General features: G+C 70.8%; 15 protein-coding genes. 12 read left to right on the top strand and 3 right to left on the bottom strand.

What is annotated here, in order from left to right; all coding sequences use genetic code 11:
- The first annotated feature begins 17 nt into the window (after nucleotides 1-17).
- The 3 genes from BLU79_RS26480 to BLU79_RS26470 are packed head-to-tail and all read left to right on the top strand — an operon-like array spanning nucleotide 18 to nucleotide 2,838.
- A complete protein-coding gene (locus BLU79_RS26480) occupies nucleotides 18-818 on the top strand; it encodes an ABC transporter ATP-binding protein (protein ID WP_256333468.1) in 801 nt (266 codons plus the stop codon).
- Nucleotides 815-2,233: a hypothetical protein gene (locus BLU79_RS26475; RefSeq protein WP_256333467.1), complete on the top strand. Its 1,419-nt coding sequence runs from the start codon at nucleotides 815-817 to the stop codon at nucleotides 2,231-2,233. The genes BLU79_RS26480 and BLU79_RS26475 overlap by 4 nt, the downstream gene beginning before the upstream one ends.
- Nucleotides 2,230-2,838 carry a hypothetical protein gene (locus BLU79_RS26470; protein WP_256333466.1) on the top strand — a complete coding sequence of 203 codons (609 nt, stop codon included), beginning with the start codon at nucleotides 2,230-2,232 and terminating at the stop codon, nucleotides 2,836-2,838. The genes BLU79_RS26475 and BLU79_RS26470 overlap by 4 nt, the downstream gene beginning before the upstream one ends.
- 73 nt (nucleotides 2,839-2,911) lie before the next feature.
- Here the strand turns inward: BLU79_RS26470 and BLU79_RS26465 are convergent, their stop codons facing one another.
- The gene (locus BLU79_RS26465; protein ID WP_093908392.1) at nucleotides 2,912-3,448 is read right to left on the bottom strand and encodes an HNH endonuclease; all 537 of its coding nucleotides are present in this window, start codon (nucleotides 3,446-3,448) and stop codon (nucleotides 2,912-2,914) included.
- Between the two features lie 326 nt (nucleotides 3,449-3,774).
- Between BLU79_RS26465 and BLU79_RS26460 the strand changes: the two genes are divergently transcribed.
- The gene (locus BLU79_RS26460) at nucleotides 3,775-4,869 is read left to right on the top strand and encodes a mechanosensitive ion channel family protein (protein ID WP_093908391.1); all 1,095 of its coding nucleotides are present in this window, start codon (nucleotides 3,775-3,777) and stop codon (nucleotides 4,867-4,869) included.
- A 91-nt stretch (nucleotides 4,870-4,960) separates the two neighbouring features.
- Here BLU79_RS26460 and BLU79_RS26455 read toward each other — a convergent pair whose 3' ends face one another.
- Both BLU79_RS26455 and BLU79_RS26450 read right to left on the bottom strand, forming a co-directional pair.
- On the bottom strand, nucleotides 4,961-5,221 hold the full coding sequence (locus tag BLU79_RS26455; protein WP_093908390.1) for a hypothetical protein: 261 nt from the start codon (nucleotides 5,219-5,221) through the stop codon (nucleotides 4,961-4,963).
- 108 nt (nucleotides 5,222-5,329) lie between these two features.
- Nucleotides 5,330-6,262 (bottom strand): LysR family transcriptional regulator, encoded by a 933-nt coding sequence (locus BLU79_RS26450; protein ID WP_093908489.1) that lies wholly within the window; start codon nucleotides 6,260-6,262, stop codon nucleotides 5,330-5,332.
- Between the two features lie 126 nt (nucleotides 6,263-6,388).
- Between BLU79_RS26450 and BLU79_RS26445 the strand changes: the two genes are divergently transcribed.
- The 8 genes from BLU79_RS26445 (at nucleotide 6,389) to BLU79_RS26410 (ending at nucleotide 16,252) form a co-directional block, all read left to right on the top strand.
- Nucleotides 6,389-7,645 (top strand): MFS transporter, encoded by a 1,257-nt coding sequence (locus tag BLU79_RS26445; RefSeq protein WP_093908389.1) that lies wholly within the window; start codon nucleotides 6,389-6,391, stop codon nucleotides 7,643-7,645.
- Between the two features lie 160 nt (nucleotides 7,646-7,805).
- Nucleotides 7,806-9,017, top strand: coding sequence for an ROK family transcriptional regulator (locus BLU79_RS26440; RefSeq protein WP_093908388.1), 1,212 nt, complete (start codon nucleotides 7,806-7,808; stop codon nucleotides 9,015-9,017).
- A 145-nt stretch (nucleotides 9,018-9,162) separates the two neighbouring features.
- On the top strand, nucleotides 9,163-10,524 hold the full coding sequence (locus tag BLU79_RS26435) for an ABC transporter substrate-binding protein (protein ID WP_177001180.1): 1,362 nt from the start codon (nucleotides 9,163-9,165) through the stop codon (nucleotides 10,522-10,524).
- Between the two features lie 7 nt (nucleotides 10,525-10,531).
- Nucleotides 10,532-11,473 carry a carbohydrate ABC transporter permease gene (locus BLU79_RS26430; RefSeq protein ID WP_093908387.1) on the top strand — a complete coding sequence of 314 codons (942 nt, stop codon included), beginning with the start codon at nucleotides 10,532-10,534 and terminating at the stop codon, nucleotides 11,471-11,473.
- A 2-nt stretch (nucleotides 11,474-11,475) separates the two neighbouring features.
- Nucleotides 11,476-12,366 (top strand): carbohydrate ABC transporter permease, encoded by an 891-nt coding sequence (locus BLU79_RS26425; protein ID WP_093908386.1) that lies wholly within the window; start codon nucleotides 11,476-11,478, stop codon nucleotides 12,364-12,366.
- Between the two features lie 7 nt (nucleotides 12,367-12,373).
- Complete coding sequence (locus tag BLU79_RS26420) at nucleotides 12,374-13,639, top strand: 6-phospho-beta-glucosidase (protein ID WP_093908385.1); 1,266 nt, start codon at nucleotides 12,374-12,376, stop codon at nucleotides 13,637-13,639.
- On the top strand, nucleotides 13,630-14,601 hold the full coding sequence (locus BLU79_RS26415; protein WP_093908384.1) for an N-acetylglucosamine kinase: 972 nt from the start codon (nucleotides 13,630-13,632) through the stop codon (nucleotides 14,599-14,601). The genes BLU79_RS26420 and BLU79_RS26415 overlap by 10 nt, the downstream gene beginning before the upstream one ends.
- A gap of 181 nt (nucleotides 14,602-14,782) precedes the next feature.
- Nucleotides 14,783-16,252 carry a hypothetical protein gene (locus BLU79_RS26410; RefSeq protein ID WP_371131943.1) on the top strand — a complete coding sequence of 490 codons (1,470 nt, stop codon included), beginning with the start codon at nucleotides 14,783-14,785 and terminating at the stop codon, nucleotides 16,250-16,252.
- The last annotated feature ends 13 nt before the right edge of the window (nucleotides 16,253-16,265 follow it).

Here is a 16,265-nt window from a genome sequence, read left to right as displayed (position 1 = left end):
CACACCCTGGAGCCCCCTTGCCCACCATCCGCGTGACCGACCTCCACGTCCGACACCGCAGGACCGTCGCCCTCGACTCCCTCGACGTCGACTTCGGCCCCGGCGTCCACGGCCTGCTCGGTCCGAACGGGGCCGGCAAGACCTCGCTGATCCGGGTCCTCGCCACGGTCGCCGAACCGACCGGCGGGCGGGTGGAGATCCTCGGCGAGGACACCGGGGAGCAGCGGCGCCGCAGCGCGGTGCGACGTCAACTCGGCTATCTGCCCCAGGAGTTCGGCTACTACCCGGGCTTCACCGTGCGGGAGTTCGTCGCGTACGTGGCGTGGCTGAAGGACATGCCCGCCGCCGACACCCCGGCCGCCGTCGAACGGGCCGTCGCCCGGGTCGGCCTCGCCGACCGGATCGACGCGAAGGTCAAGACGCTGTCCGGTGGCATGGTCCGCCGGGTCGGCATCGCCCAGGCCATCGTCAACGACCCCCAGGTGCTGCTCCTCGACGAGCCGACCGCCGGTCTCGACCCCGAGCAGCGCATGGAGTTCCGCGAACTGCTGCGCGAACTGGGCGCCTCGGCCACGGTCATCGTCTCCACCCACCTCGTGGAGGACGTGGCGGCGGCCTGCACGGAGGTCACCCTCGTCGACGCGGGCCGAGTCGCCTACCGCGGCACCCCCGACTCCCTAGCGGCGCTCGGCGAAACGGCGGCAGGCGTCATCGGCGACAACCCGATCGAGCGCGGTTATACGGCCGCCCTGCGCGCCCACCGCGACCACGAGTCCCCCGCCCGCACGGCCCACACCCTCGAAGGGACGACCCGATGACCCTCGTAGCAGCACAGGGGGAGGAGAAGGGGAAGAAGGGGCAGGAGAAGGGGGAGGAGAAGGGGCCGGCGCAGGAACAGGAGCCGCAGACGCACCGCAACGCACCGAGCGCCCCTCCCCCGCGCACACCCCGCCACCCCCTCCGCGCCGAGTTCCGCCGCGGCTTCGCCCCCTGGACCGGCGCGGCCCTTTTCCTCACCCTCGCCGCCACGCTGGCCGCCGCGTCCGCGCAGTGGCAGGGCGGATGGGCCGAGACCCGCGAGCAGTTGCACACGGCAGCCCTGTTGCTCGGCGTCCCGCTGGCCCTGGCCGCCGGCTGCCGGCAGGGCGGCCGGGAGCGCAGACGCCGTACCGAGCAACTGCTGGCGACAGCCGTGCGGAGCCCGCTCGCCCGGTTCCTGGCCGCAGCCCTGCCGGTGGCGTGCTGGATCGTCGCCGGGTACGCGGTCACCGCCGCCCTGGCCCTGCTCGCCACCGCGCTCTGCGCCACCGGTGATCGTCCGGACCTCGTCGCGCCGCTCACGGACGCGGTCGCCCTGGCGTCCGCCGCCCTGGTGGGCCACGTCGTGGGCCGGCTCCTGCCCTGGATGTTGACGGCGCCGCTGCTCGCGGTGGCCGGGTACGCGGTCCTCGGCATCGTGATGTACGACAACACGGGCCCGCTCCGGCAGCTGACGCCCCTCGGCTCCGCTTCGGACATCGACGTACCGGTGTGGTGGCAACCGCCCGTGGTGGCGGTGTGGACGGGCGGTCTCGCGGTGGCGGCGGTCCTCGCGTACGCGGCCCGCCGCCGGTTCACGGCCCTGGTGCCGCTGGCCGCCGCGACGGCCGCGGGCGCCCTGCTGGTGCAGACCGGCGACGGCCTGTGGCACACCAACACGCTCGCCCGGCAGCAGGTGTGCGACACCTCCACCGCTCCGCAGATCTGCGTCAACGCCCGCTACAAGGACCTCCTGCCGCAGGTCACGGACGCCTTGTCCGGCCTGACGGACCGACTGCACGGCGTACGGAACCTGCCGGTCCGCTTCACCGATCTGCCGGGTGAGCCCGGCCCGGACGAGGTCCACCTGCCGATCGGCTGGTCGGTCGTACGGGGAAAACTCGCTGATCCGCAACGGTTCGCGTGGGAGGCCGGGATGGCGCTGTACGGCCGCAACGAGTGCGACAAGGCCGTGGACCCGCGCGTGGCCAGGGCCGACGACGCGGTGGAGCACTACCTGGCGCCGAGTCCGTCGGCGCAGGACTTCGACGAGCTGAACGCCAAGGGGAGCAAGGCCGACCGCGCGGACCTGCGGGACCGGCTCGATGCCCGCGCCCGTCTGAAGGCGATGGGCGACGAGGAGCGCCGCGCCTGGTTGTCCGCGTACCTCGCGACCGCGCGCGCATGCGACCCGAGCGAGGTGCCGGCCCTGTGACGACGTCCGGCCCGCTCCTGTACGCCCGCTCGCGCGCCCTCCCGCGCACGGTCGCCGCCCTCGCCGCGACAGCCGCCCTCGCGGTCTGGGCCGCGCACGGCCTGGACGCCTATCTGGACCCGGACCGCAGGGTGCCGGTGATCGCGCTGGCCCCGCTGTTCGCGGGCGCGGTGATCGGCACGAGCCTGTACACGGCCTCCGACGAACTGGACCGTACGGCCGTCCGTCCCTGGTGGCGGCGCCGTCTGATCCATCTGCTGGCGCTCACCGCGCTGGCCGCGGCCCTGCTGCCGTGGGCCGTCCTCGGACACCCGTCCTTCTTCGGCCCGCCGGCCATGATCCGCAACATCCTCGGCTGCACCGGCCTCACCGCGACCGCGGCCGTCCTGCTCGGCGCCCGGCTGAGCTGGCTGCCGGTCTTCGGGTATGTCAGCGCGGTGTATCTGGGCGCCTCCGCCCTGCACGGGGCCACGGTGCCGCTGTGGGCATGGCTGGTGCAGCCGGCCGGGGAGCGGGACGCATGGGTGGTGGCGCTCGTCGCCTTCGGCGTGGGCGGAGTGACGTATGTCCTGCGGGGCGCGCGGGCGGAGGGGGCGCGCGACTGAGACATCCCGTGCTGGGGCCCCACGGCCTGACCGCGGAGCCCCGGAGACACCGGGTATGCGAAAGCCCGAATCGTCAGGCGGAAATGCCGTCGATCCGGGCCATGGCGTCCTCCGCGCCGAACGGCTGCAAGTACGGCAGCCAGCGCGGGTCCCTATGCCCGGTGCCGATGATGCGCCAGGCGAGACCGGTGGGTGGGGCGGGTTTGTGGCGCAGCCGCCAGCCGATCTCGAACAGATGTCGGTCGGCCTTCACGTGGTTGCAGCGGCGGCAGGACGCCACCACGTTGTCCCAGACGTGCTTGCCCCCGCGGCTGCGCGGAATGACATGGTCGACGCTGGTTGCGACGCCACCGCAGTACATGCACCGGCCCCCGTCGCGCGCGAAGAGCGCCCTGCGGGTAAGAGGAACGGGCCCCCGATAGGGAACCCGGACGAATCGCTTGAGCCGGACCACGCTGGGTGCGGGGACTGTGACGGTTGCGCTGTGCATAAAGGCGCCGGACTCCTCGAGGGAAACGGCCTTGTTCTCGAGGACGAGGACGAGCGCGCGGCGGAGCGGTACGACGCCGAGTGGCTCGTACGACGCGTTGAGGACCAGGACATGCGGCACGGATGCCTCCTTGGGCGTCGGCGGCGCGTGGCTCGCGCCGGGACGATCTGTAGTCAGTCTCCCCTCTTGCCTGGTGAAAGCGCCACCATGTCCCGGTAACGGGCTGGGAGTGTTTTCAACCACATCTCAATCCATCCCCCGGACGATGAACGCTTCATCCCACCAGTTCATCCCCGGGTGGGCACGTTTCCTCCCTCGAACATGGCGTCGATCCACACACGACACCCCGATAGTGTGGTGGACCTGCCCCACCGGTGACCTTTTCGTGACCTTGACCACCTGACCATCTGCCGGTGGGGCGGGCCGCTGCACTGGAGGTACCCGCCGTGTCCTTGCCCGCCCTTCTCCTGGCCGTCGGTTCGACGCCGTCGCCGTCTCCCTCGGAGAGCGAGACGCCCTCGGTTCCCACGGTCCAGGACGCTCAGGAGAGCGCGACCCAGGCCGCCAGCTGGGTCGAGCAGAACTGGTCGACCTGGCTCGCGATAGGTCTGAGGGTCCTGCTGATCCTGGCCATAGCGGCAGTGCTGAGAGTGCTGATCCGGCGGGCGATCACCAAGTTCATAGACCGGATGAACCGCACCGTGCAGGCGGTGGACGGCACGGCCATCGGCGGCCTCCTGGTCAATGTGGAGCGCCGCCGTCAGCGCTCCCAGGCGATCGGCTCGGTCCTGCGCTCGGTGGCCAGCTTCCTGATCATGGGCACGGCCGCCCTGATGGTCCTGTCCGCCTTCGACATCAATCTGGCCCCGCTGCTCGCCTCCGCCGGTGTGGCGGGCGTGGCGATCGGCTTCGGCGCCCGCAACCTGGTCACCGACTTCCTCTCCGGGGTGTTCATGATCCTGGAGGACCAGTACGGCGTCGGCGACAGCATCGACGCGGGCGTCGCCTCCGGCGAGGTCGTCGAGGTCGGCCTGCGCGTGACCAAGCTGCGCGGCGACAACGGCGAGATCTGGTACGTCCGCAACGGCGAGATCAAGCGCATCGGCAACCTCTCGCAGGGCTGGTCCACGGCGGGCGTGGACGTCACGGTCCGCCCCTCCGAGGACCTCGACCGCGTGAAGGCCGTACTGAACGAGGTCGGCGAGGCGATGAGCAAGGAGGAGCCCTGGAACGAGCTCCTCTGGGGCCCGATCGAGGTCCTCGGCCTGGACAGCGTGCTGCTGGACTCGATGGTCGTCCGCGTCTCGGCGAAGACCATGCCCGGCAAGGCCCTCACCATCGAACGCGAACTGCGCTGGCGCATCAAGCGCGCCTTCGACGCCGCCGACATCCCGATCGTCGGCCGCGCCCCCCTCACCCTGGAGGAGGAGGCCGCGACCGACCCGACGGCAGGCATGGCGGCCCCGTCGGCGTACTCCAACACGTCCTCGCCACAGGCCCAGGCGGCGACACCGCTGGCACCGCCGAGCGTGACGAAGTAGCCCCGCGGGGCGGGGTCAGACGTACCAGGTAGGGGGCGCGCAGGTCTGCGCGCCCCCGCGCTGTGCGTGCGGGCAGCGGGCGGCGCGTGCCTCAGTCGACCCACCCGCGCCACCGCGGCCACGGCGGCTCGCACCGCCCGTCGGCGATGGCTTCCTCGTAGCCCCGCCGGGCGATCTCCTCCAGCTCATCCGCGGTCGGCGGCGGGCTGCCCACGCCGGAGACACGGGAGTAGGCCACCAGGCACTCGCCGTGCGGCACGGGCCGCGTCGCCCAGAAGACGAAGGACACACCCACGAGGATCACGGCGAGCGAGGCGAGGGCGAGCAGCGAACGGCGACGGTCACGCGGCATCAGCGCAGCCTAGCGGCGACCGATCAGGGCCATGCCTCGAACGATCAGAACTGCGCCATGACCTATCGGACCTGTGCCATGACTGGTCACAGTCGGCCGCAACACCGGTCACCGCGCCCAGGCCGGCGTCCAGATCTCCGTCTCCCGGTGCCCGGTCCGAGTCGCGGTGAGGTGGGCGCGGAGTGCCGTGAGCGTGGGGTGCGGGTTGTCGGCGCGCCAGAGCAGGGAGTGCGGGTAGACCGGGGTCGGGTGGTGGAGCGGGATGCGGCGCAGGTCCTGGTCGGCGGGCCAGACCAGGCGGGTGTCCGCGCCGACGAAGGTGGCCAGTACGGCGGAGTCGGCGATCGTGTCGAGGAGCGGCTCGGTGCCGAAGTCGGGCCCGGTCGCCTCGATGGTGAGCCCGAACTCGGCGGCGAGGGCGGCGTAGTAGGCGGCCCATTCGGTGCCCTCGACGATGCCGGGCATCCAGATCCGGTGCCCGGCGAGCCGGGCGGGTGTCACAGTGCGGGCGGCCGCGAAGGCGTGCCCCGGTCCGGTCAGAAGTTGTACCGGCTCGTCGTACACATGGACGGCCTCGATGCCGTCGGGCAGCTGCCGCGCGGGCCCGGGGTGAACGAATCGAAACGACGCGTCGATCGTGCCGGCGCGCAGGGCGGCGACGGCCGCGTCGACGTCGAAGAGGGTCAGGACGTCGAGGTCGGTGTCGGGGTGGGCGCGGTGGAAGCCGCGCAGCAGGACCGCCGGGCCGAGCCGCCGGCCGATCACGTCGACACGCAGGGCGCGGCTGCCGGGCCGCACGGAGGCGACGGCCCGTTCCTCGGCCTGGAGGAGGGCACGCGCGTGGGGCAGGAACGCCTGCCCGTCGATGGTGAGCCGGGCGCCCTGTGCGGCACGGGTGAACAGACGCACCCCGAGACGCTTCTCCAGCACGGCGATGCGCTTGGAGACGGCCTGCTGGGTGATCGACAGGGTCGCGGCGGCGTCCTGGAACCGGCCTTCGTCCGCCACGGCGACGAAGGTGCGCACGGCTGCGAGGTCCACGGCGTCATCGTAGGCGTACAACCTCTGGTTGTGAGGGTGGACGCCGATCGGTTGTTTGATCCAGGGAATCGCCTCTGGCTTGGATGGCTCCGGTCAACGTGAGGTTGGGGCTGGGGTGGGCTGGGCATGACGGACAGGCGGTCGCTGGGGCGGGACTTCGGGTGGCTGTGGGCGGCGTACGGGGTCAGTACGTTCGGGACGCGGCTGGCCTTCGACGCGTTGCCGCTGATCGCGGTCCTCGTCCTGCACGCCGGGGCGACCGAGGTGGCGTTGCTGGCGGCCTCGGGGCTCGCGGTGGGGGCGCTGGTGGCGGTGCCGCTCGGGGCGTGGGTGGAGGTCCGCCGGAAGCGGCCGGTGATGGTCGTGGCGGACCTGCTCAGGTGCGCCGCCCTGCTGAGCATCCCGGCCGCGTTCGCGCTGGGCGGGCTCGGGCTCGGTCAGTTGCTGGTGGTGTCGGTGGTGGTCGCGGCGGCGGACATCACGTTCATGGCGGCGAGCGGGGCGTATCTGAAGTCCCTCGTGCCGCGCGAGGACCTGCTGGTGGCGAACGGCCGCTTCGAGGCCACGATGTGGACGGCCACCGCGCTCGGGCCACCGCTCGGCGGGCTGGCGGTCGGTGTGTTCGGCCCCGTGACGACGGTGCTGGCGGACGCGGTCAGCTATCTGCTGTCGGCGCTGGGGATCCGGGCGATCGGCGGTAAGGAAAGGCAACAGACCTCCCCTGCCGCCCCCTCGGGCCTGCGGATGAGCGACCTCCCGGCAGGCTGGCGGCACCTCCTCACCCACCCCACCCTGCGCCCGCTGTTCCTCAACACGATCCTGGTCAACGCCCTGATCATGGCGCCGGCCCCCCTGCTCGCCGTCCTCATGCTCGGCCACCTCGGCTTCACCCCCTGGCAGTACGGCCTCGCCTTCGCCGTGCCATGCCTGGGCGGCCTGCTGGGCTCCCGCCTGTCCCGGCGCCTGGTCGCCCGGCACGGCCGCCACCGGGTCCTGCTCGTCTTCGGCACCCTGCGCGCCTGCTGGCCCGTCGGCCTGGCCTTCGTCGGCCCGGGCACGTCCGGCCTCGCCCTCGTCATGGTCGTCGAGTTCGGCCTGATCACCTGCGTGGCCATCTACAACCCGGTACTCGCCACCACCCGCCTGGACCGGACCCCACCGGACCGGATCACCCGCACCCTGTCGGCATGGACGGTCACGAGCCGGACGACGACCGCCGCCATGACCGCACTGTGGGGCCTGCTCGCGGCTCTGACCGGCCCCCGTACGGCGATCGCCCTCGCCGGCGCCCTGCTCCTCGCGACCCCGCTCCTGCTCCCCCGGCACGAGCCCGCGGCGCACCACAGCGCCCCCGACGGCACCCCGGACACCACCTCCAGGTAACGACTCCGTTGCCTGCTGGACGGCCACTCTTGACGCCGCCTTCCCGTCGGGCTTACCTTCCTCGTCAGTCGATAGGAAACTTTCCTAACAGTGATCCTGGATGGACTTCCGTCGTAGATCGCTGAGAAGCTGGTCAGCCGAAAGGCAGGTGTCGATCCCCATGGCAGGAAACGCCGGTACGCCGGGCACCCCTCGCGTCCTGCGCGCCATGAACGACCGTGCCGCCCTGGATCTCCTCCTGGAGCACGGGCCGCTGTCCCGCACGCGGATCGGCAAGCTCACCGGCCTGTCCAAGCCGACCGCCTCCCAGCTGCTGGCCCGCCTGGAAGCCGCCGGCCTCGTCCTGGCCACCGGCACGACGGAGGGCCGACCCGGCCCCAACGCCCAGCTGTACGAGGTCAATCCGACCGCCGGATACGCCGCCGGGCTCGATGTCACCCCCGAACGCATCCTCGCCGCCGTCGCCGACATCACCGGCCGTACGGTCGGGTCGTACGAACTGCCCACCCCCGGCAGACGCCCGGCCCATCCCGTCGTACGGCAGGTCACCGACGCCCTGGACGGCGCGGTGAAGGCGGCGGGCCTCGCCCGCGACGACGTCCACCGGCTCGTCATCGGCACCCCCGGCGCCTTCGACCCCAACACGGGCCGGCTGCGCTACGCCTCCCACCTCCCCGGCTGGCACACCCCCGCGCTGCTCGACGAAGTCGCGGCCGCCCTGCCGATGCCGGTCGAGTACGAGAACGACGTCAACCTCGCAGCGGTGGCCGAGCAACGACTCGGCGCGGCCCGAGGCCACGAGGACTTCGTACTGCTGTGGAACGAGGGCGGCCTCGGCGCCGCACTGGTCCTCGGCGGGCGCCTGCACCGCGGCTGGACCGGCGGCGCGGGCGAGGTAGGTTTCCTGCCGGTTCCGGGCGTACCCCTGGTCCGTCAGGTAACGAAAGCCAACAGTGGCGGCTACCAGGAGCTCGCCGGTTCCCAGGCGATCCCCCGACTCGCACTCGAGATCGGCATGACGAACATCCCGTCGGGCTCCTACGCCGAGACCGCCGCCGCCCTCGTCCAGCGGGCCGCCACGGAGGACACGGTCCTGCACCGGCTGCTCCTGTCGACCTACGCGACCCGGCTGGCCACCGGCCTGGCCTCCCTGGTCTCCGTCCTCGACCCCGAACTGGTCGTCCTCAGCGGCGCCTCCCTCACCTCCGGCGGCGAGGTGCTGCGCGCCCTCGTCCAGGACGAGCTGGAGGAGCTGGCCGCATCCAGGCCCCGGCTCGTCGTCGGTGACGTCCGTGAACACCCCGTGCTGCGGGGCGCGTTGGAGAGCGCGCTCGCGACCACTCGCGACGAGGTCTTCGACACCTCGCGCTGACGAAACGACCCCGTCAGTCACCTCCTTGATCCACTCCACCTGAACACCACCTCCTTGATCACATCCCGGCCTCAGTCACACGCCGGCCTCCATCACCCCCCGCCTTCCCTCACCCATCCCTGTCCCACCCTTGGGAGACCTCGCCATGCCCGGAAAGTCCTGGAACGTCATACCCTCAGCGTCCCGCAAGACGGCCGCCGCCCTCGCCGCCACCGCCTCCCTGGCCCTGCTCGCCACGGCCTGTACCGGCCAGTCGGAGTCCGGCGCCACCGACGACCCCAACGCCAAGACGACGATCACCTTCTGGCACGGCTGGAGCGCGCCCGCCGAGGTCAAGGCGATCCAGGCGAACGTCGACCGCTTCGAGAAGGCCCACCCGAACATCACGGTGAAGGTCGTCGGCAACATCAACGACGACAAGCTCAACCAGGCGCTGCGCGCGGGCGGTTCGAGCGGCCCCGACGTGGTGTCGTCGTTCACGACCTCCAACATCGGCAAGTTCTGCTCCTCCGGCGCCTTCCTCGACCTCAAGCCCTTCATCGAGAAGTCGAAGCTCGACCTCGACAAGATCATCCCGAAGCCGATGCTGGACTACACCCAGTTCGAGGGCACCCGCTGCGCCCTGCCGCTGCTGGGCGACGCCTACGGCCTCTACTACAACAAGGACGCCTTCGAGAAGGCCGGCATCACGTCCCCGCCGAAGACCTGGTCGGAGTTCGCGGAGGTCGCGAAGAAGCTGACGAAGACCAAGGGCGACAGCTACGAGCAGCTCGGCTTCATGCCGACGTACCACGGCTACGAGACGGTCGTGGACCACTACATGTCCCAGTGGGACCACGCCTACTTCGACAAGGACGGCAAGTCCAGCATCGCCAAGGACCCGGCCTTCGCCGAGATGTTCACGTACCAGAAGAAGCTGGTGGGCGACCTCGGCGGCTTCGAGAAGCTGGAGAAGTACCGCAACACCTTCGGTGACGAGTGGGGCGCCAAGCACCCGTTCCAGACCGGCCAGGTGGCCATGCAGCTCGACGGCGAGTGGCGGCTCGGCATGGCGAAGGACGCCGGGACCGACTTCGAGATCGGCACCGCCCCGATGCCCGTCGCCGACGACGAGGTCGACGAGTACGGCAAGGGCTTCCTCTCCGGCACCATCATCGGCATCGCCCCGCAGAGCGAGAAGCAGAACGCCGCCTGGGAGCTGGTGAAGTACCTGACGACCGACACCGAGGCCGTCGTCTCCTTCGCCAACGCCATCCACAACGTGCCGTCCACGTTCGCCGCCCTGAAGTCGCCCGACCTGAAGGTGGACCCCGGCTTCAAGACGTTCCTGGAGATCGCCCAGAACACCCACTCGAACACCCCGCCGGCCTCCATCAACGGCTCCACGTACCAGACGACCCTTCAGGACTTCGGCTACCAGTACGAGTCAGGCAAGGTGAAGGACCTCAAGGCCGGTCTGGAGAAGACCGCCAAGCAGATCGACACCGACATCGAGCAGGCGAAGTAGCGCCCCGATGACCACGCACACTCTCCGCGCGAAGCGCCGCAGGTCGGCGCTTCGGACGGTGGCCTTCCTGTCACCGTGGCTCATCGGGTTCGGCGTCTTCTTCGCCTATCCGCTGGTGTCCACCGTGTACTTCTCGTTCATGAAGTACGACGGCTTCGGCACACCGGTCTTCCGCGGCCTGGGCAACTGGGCCTACGTCTTCAACGACTACCCGCTGTTCTGGCCGGCGCTGCGCAACACGCTCTGGCTGGTGCTGGTGATGGTGACCTGCCGGGTGGTGTTCGGCCTGGGCATCGGCCTGCTCATCACGAAGATCAAGACCGGTACGGGCGTCTTCCGCACCCTCTTCTACCTGCCCTACCTCGCCCCGCCGGTCGCCGCGACCCTCGCCTTCGTCTTCCTCCTCAACCCCGGCACCGGCCCGGTCAACTCGGTCCTCGACAGCCTGGGCCTGCCGACCCCCGGCTGGTTCACGGACCCCACCTGGTCCAAGCCGGCCCTCACCGCGCTCGCGCTGTGGGGCGTGGGCGACCTCATGGTCATCTTCATGGCCGCGCTGCTCGACGTACCGAAGGAGCAGTACGAGGCCGCGGAGCTGGACGGCACGTCGGCCTGGCAGCGGTTCCGGTACGTGACCCTGCCGAACATCTCGCCGATCGTGATGTTCGCCGTCGTCACGGGCGTGATCCAGACGATGCAGTACTACACACAGCCGCTGGTGGCCGGGAAGGTCGCCTCCGGCATCATCGGCGGATCCGGCCAGCAGTTCGAGCCCGGCTACCCGGACAAGTCCACGCTGACCCTCCCCCAGCTCGTCTACAACCTCGGCTTCCAGCGCTTCGACTACGGCTCGGCGTGCGTGGTCGCGCTCGTCCTGTTCGCCCTCGCCATGGCGTTCACCGCGCTGCTGATGCGGCGCCGGGGCGGACTCATCCAGGCAGGTGACTGACCATGACCCAAGTGCTGGACAAGCCGGTTCAGTTGGGAACCCCAACAGTCGCCGAGCGCACGGCCCGCCGCAGGGCACTCCTGGAATGGATAGCGATCCACTCCCTCGGCATCGCGGCCGCGCTCTTCTTCACCCTGCCCTTCGTCTTCGTCGTCCTGACCTCGCTGATGAGCGACCAGCAGGCACTCACCCGCGACCTCGTCCCGGACACCTGGGAGTGGGGCAACTACACCAAGGTCTTCGACACGCCGGGCTTTCTGACCTGGTGGAAGAACACGCTGATCTACGCCGGCCTGGGCACGGTCCTCACCGTGGTGTCGTCGGTCCCGGTGGCGTACGCGCTCGCCAAGTTCCGCTTCCGTGGCCGAAACCTGTCACTGATGCTGGTCATCTCCATGATGATGCTGCCGCCGCAGGTGATCATCATCCCGATGTACCTGTTCTGGGCGAAGCAACTGGACCTCTCGGGAACCCTCTGGCCCCTGATCATCCCGATGGCGTTCGGGGACGCGTTCTCGATCTTCCTCCTGCGCCAGTTCCTGACGACGATCCCGAACGAGTACCTGGACGCGGCGCGGGTGGACGGCTGCGGCGAACTGCGCACGCTGCTGAAGGTCGTCCTCCCGATGGCCAAACCGGGCATAGCCGCAGTGGCCCTGTTCCAGTTCTTCTACGCGTGGAACGACTACTTCGGCCCGCAGATCTACGCGTCCGAGAACCCGGGCGCCTGGACCCTCTCCTACGGCCTGGAGTCGTTCAAGGGCGCCCACCACACCGACTGGAACCTGACCATGGCCGCGACCGTGCTGGTCATGGCCCCCGTGATCGTCGTGTTCTTCTTCGCCCAGAAGGCGTTCGTAGAGGGCGTCACACTCACCGGAGTAAAGGGTTGAACAACCAATGAAACTCACCGTGGTCGGCGGAGGCTCGACCTACACCCCCGAACTCATCGACGGCTTCGCCCGCCTCCGGGACACCCTCCCCATCGAGGAACTGGTCCTGATGGACCCGGCGACGGACCGTCTGGAACTGATCGGCGCCCTGGCCCGCCGCATCTTCGCCCGCCAGGGCCACACCGGCACCATCACCACCACCACGGACCTGGACGAGGCGGTGGACGGCGCCGACGCGGTCCTCCTCCAACTCCGCGTCGGCGGCCAGGCGGCCCGCCAACAGGACGAGACGTGGCCCCTGGACTGCGGCTGCGTGGGCCAGGAGACGACGGGCGCCGGCGGCCTCGCGAAGGCCCTGCGCACGGTCCCCGTCGTCCTCGACATCGCGGACCGGGTCCGGCGCACCAACCCCACCGCCTGGATCATCGACTTCACCAACCCGGTCGGCATCGTGACCCGGGCCCTGCTCCAGGAGGGCCACAAGGCGGTCGGCCTGTGCAATGTGGCGATCGGCTTCCAGCGCAAGTTCGCGGCCATGCTGGGCGTCACCCCCGCCGAGGTCCACCTCGACCACGTGGGCCTCAACCACCTCACCTGGGAGACCGGGGTACGCCTGGGCGGCCCCGAGGGCGAGAACGTCCTGCCGAAGCTGCTGGCCGACCATGCCGACACCATCGCCGCGGACCTGCACCTCCCGCGCACCCTCCTCGACCGGCTGGCCGTGGTCCCGTCGTACTACCTGCGCTACTACTACGCCCACGACGAGGTGGTGGGGGAACTGCGCACCAAACCGTCACGCGCCGCGGAAGTAGCGGCGATGGAACGGCAGTTGCTGGACCTGTACGCCGACCCGGCCCTCGACGAGAAGCCGGAACTGCTCTCCAAGCGAGGCGGCGCGTACTACTCGGAGGCCGCGGTGGACCTGGCGGCGGCGCTGCTGAGCGGCGCCGGCAGCCCTCACCAGGTGGTGAACACGTACAACAACGGAACGCTGCCGTTCCTCCCCGACGACGCGGTGATCGAGGTACAGGCGGCGGTCGGCCCCACGGGCCCGGCCCCGCTGCCCGTGCCCACCCTGGACCCCCTGTACGCGGGCCTGATGGCGAACGTCACGGCCTACGAGGACCTGGCCCTGGACGCGGCGCTGCGCGGCGGTCGCGACCGGGTGTTCCGGGCACTCCTCGCGCACCCCCTCGTCGGCCAGTACACCTACGCCGACACCCTCACCGACCGACTGATCGCACACAACCAGGAGCATCTCGCGTGGGCATGACCGCACGTGTCCTCGCTGTCGACGCGGGCAACAGCAAGACCGACGTGGCGGTGGTGGCAGCCGACGGAACCGTCCTGGCCACCGCCCGCGGCGGCGGATTCCGTCCGCCGACGGTAGGTGTGCGGACGGCGGTCGACACCCTCGCCGAGGCGGTGGAAAGAGCCTTCACCGCGGCAGGGGTGACCTCCGCCGACCACGTCTCGGCCTGTCTGGCCAACGCCGACCTCCCGGTGGAGGAGGAGACCCTGGCGACCGCGCTGCACGCACGCGCGTGGGGCACGACCGTCGAGGTCCGCAACGACACCTTCGCCATCCTCCGCGCCGGGGTGCCGGAACCCCGCGGCGTAGCCGTGGTCTGCGGCGCCGGCATCAACTGCGTGGGCATGCGCCCCGACGGCCGTACGGCCCGCTTCCCCGCGCTGGGCCGTATCTCCGGCGACTGGGGCGGCGGTTGGGGCCTGGCGGAGGAGGCCCTGTGGCACGCGGCCCGCGCGGAGGACGGCCGCGGAGCGTCCACGGCGCTGGCCCGCACCCTCCCCGCCCACTTCGGCCTGCCCACCATGTACGCCCTGATCGAGGCCCTGCACCTGGAGGACATCCCCGACGCCCGCCGTCACGAACTGACCCCGGTCCTGTTCGCCACGGCGACGACCGGCGACCCCGTGGCCCGCGCCATCGTGGACCGCCTGGCCGACGAGGTGGTGACCATGGCCACGGTGGCCCTGACCCGCCTGGACCTCCTGGAGGAGGAGACACCGGTCCTGCTGGGCGGCGGCGTCCTGGCAGCCCAGCACCCCCAGCTGACCGACGGAATCCGCGACCTCCTCACGTCCCGCGCCCCCAAGGCGGTACCGCAGGTGGTCACGACGAGCCCGGTACTGGGGGCCGCGCTGTTGGGGCTGGACGCGGTGGGGGCGGGGGCGGAGGTACAGGAGCGGGTACGCGGCCACTTCGAATCCTGAGCACCGGTCCGCAACCGAACTGATTCCCACCGCGTGTTCATGGGCAGGGGTGGTACGGGACCCTGCCCAGCCGCCGGCAGGCAATCCACTGCGATCCGATCAAGATCCAGTGAAGGCCGGTGCGGATGTCAGTCCCGCCAGCGATACTTGCGGCGACGGATGACCACGGGGGAGGTCAGCAGTGACACAGACGCCGAAGAGCAGCGCGCCACCGGAACCCGGCCCGGCGCCCGGCGCGCCCACGATGCCGTCCGTACCGCCGCAGCCGGGCCTGCCCGAACAGCACAGCGGCGCCGGCCGGCCCCTTCCCCCCGCTCAACCGTCGCAGGCACGCCGCACCGCCTTCGCCGAGGGCTTCGACCAACTCCAGGCAGCCGCCACCACCGAACCCGGCCGCCTCCGCATCATCGGCGCCCTGCTCGCCCTCTGCGTCGTCGCCTTCGGTGCCGTGGCCGCCTGGCAGATGACCGACCGGTCCGCCGCGGCCGACGACGTCCTCAACCGCAGCCAGCCCCTCAGCTCCGACGCGGCCGACATCTACCGCTCCCTGGCGGACGCCAACACCGCGGCGGCCAGCGGCTACCTCGCCGGCCTGCAGGAGAAGCCCGCGATGCGCGAGGGCTACGAGAAGGACATCCGTACGGCCGCCGCCAAGCTCGTCACGGCCGCCGCCAACTCCGACCCGGGCTCCCCCTCGGCGAACACGATCGCCGAACTCAGCAGGCTCCTGCCGGAGTACAAGGGCCTGGTCGAGACCGCGAGGGCCAACAACCGCCAGGGCTATCCCGTGGGCGGTGCGTACCTGCGCGCGGCGAACGAGATGATGCAGCAGAAGATGCTGCCGTCGGCCGAAAGGCTCTACCAGACGGAGAACCAGCGCCTGCGCTCCGACTACGCGGACGCCAAGTCCTTCCCCTGGGCGGCGGCCGGCCTCGGCGTCCTCGCCCTGGCCACCCTCGCCTGGGCCCAGCGCCGCAACTACCAGCGTACGAACAGGGTCCTCAACCACGGCCTCGTCACCGCCACAGCCGCCGCAACCGTGGTCCTGCTGTGGCTCGCCGTGAGCCACACGGTGGCCCGGGCGGGCCTGGACGACTCCTACGACCACGGCGTCCGCTCACTGAACGTGCTGCACGAGGCCCGCATCGCCTCCCTGACCGCCCGCAGCGACGAGAACCTGAACCTGGTCCGCAGGGGCGCGGACACCAAGACGCTCGCCGACGACACGGTCGTGGACGCGTACGAATGGGGCTACGACCAGCAGATCGACCAGCTGGGCAAGGCCCTGGACCAAGCCGAGGGCCTCGCGGACGACTCGGCCGGCAAGAAGCCGGTCCAGGACGCGAACGGCTTCATGAAGATCTGGAAGGACCGCCACAACCTCGCCCGCGACGACAACAACTCCGGCAACTACCAGGCGGCCCGCGACCGCGTCATCGGCGCCGCCGAGGAGCCGACGAGCGTGTGCTTCGACAACGTCGACAAGGCCCTGGCGACGGCGCTCACCCACGAACAGAACGAGTTCAAGCAGGCCGCGAGCGACGGCCGTGACTCGCTGACCGGCCTCCCGACCGGCGCCGCGGTCCTCGCGGTCCTGGGCGCGACCGGAGCGGTCCTCGGCATCGGCCGCCGACTGTCGGAGTACCGGTGAGAGGGGGCACGAC

Origin of the sequence: Streptomyces sp. cf386 (genome assembly GCF_900103585.1) — a bacterium.
GTDB lineage: Bacteria > Actinomycetota > Actinomycetes > Streptomycetales > Streptomycetaceae > Streptomyces.
Note: the sequence above shows the minus strand (reverse complement) of the source record. Positions and strands in the feature narration are given on the sequence as shown.

Coding starts and splice junctions, on each gene's coding strand:
- BLU79_RS26430 (WP_093908387.1), top strand. CDS start 10,532: ATGACCACGCACACTCTCCGCGCGAAGCGCCGCAGGTCGGCGCTTCGG.
- BLU79_RS26475 (WP_256333467.1), top strand. CDS start 815: ATGACCCTCGTAGCAGCACAGGGGGAGGAGAAGGGGAAGAAGGGGCAG.
- BLU79_RS26435 (WP_177001180.1), top strand. CDS start 9,163: ATGCCCGGAAAGTCCTGGAACGTCATACCCTCAGCGTCCCGCAAGACG.
- BLU79_RS26455 (WP_093908390.1), bottom strand. CDS start 5,221: ATGCCGCGTGACCGTCGCCGTTCGCTGCTCGCCCTCGCCTCGCTCGCC.
- BLU79_RS26440 (WP_093908388.1), top strand. CDS start 7,806: ATGGCAGGAAACGCCGGTACGCCGGGCACCCCTCGCGTCCTGCGCGCC.
- BLU79_RS26445 (WP_093908389.1), top strand. CDS start 6,389: ATGACGGACAGGCGGTCGCTGGGGCGGGACTTCGGGTGGCTGTGGGCG.
- BLU79_RS26425 (WP_093908386.1), top strand. CDS start 11,476: ATGACCCAAGTGCTGGACAAGCCGGTTCAGTTGGGAACCCCAACAGTC.
- BLU79_RS26420 (WP_093908385.1), top strand. CDS start 12,374: ATGAAACTCACCGTGGTCGGCGGAGGCTCGACCTACACCCCCGAACTC.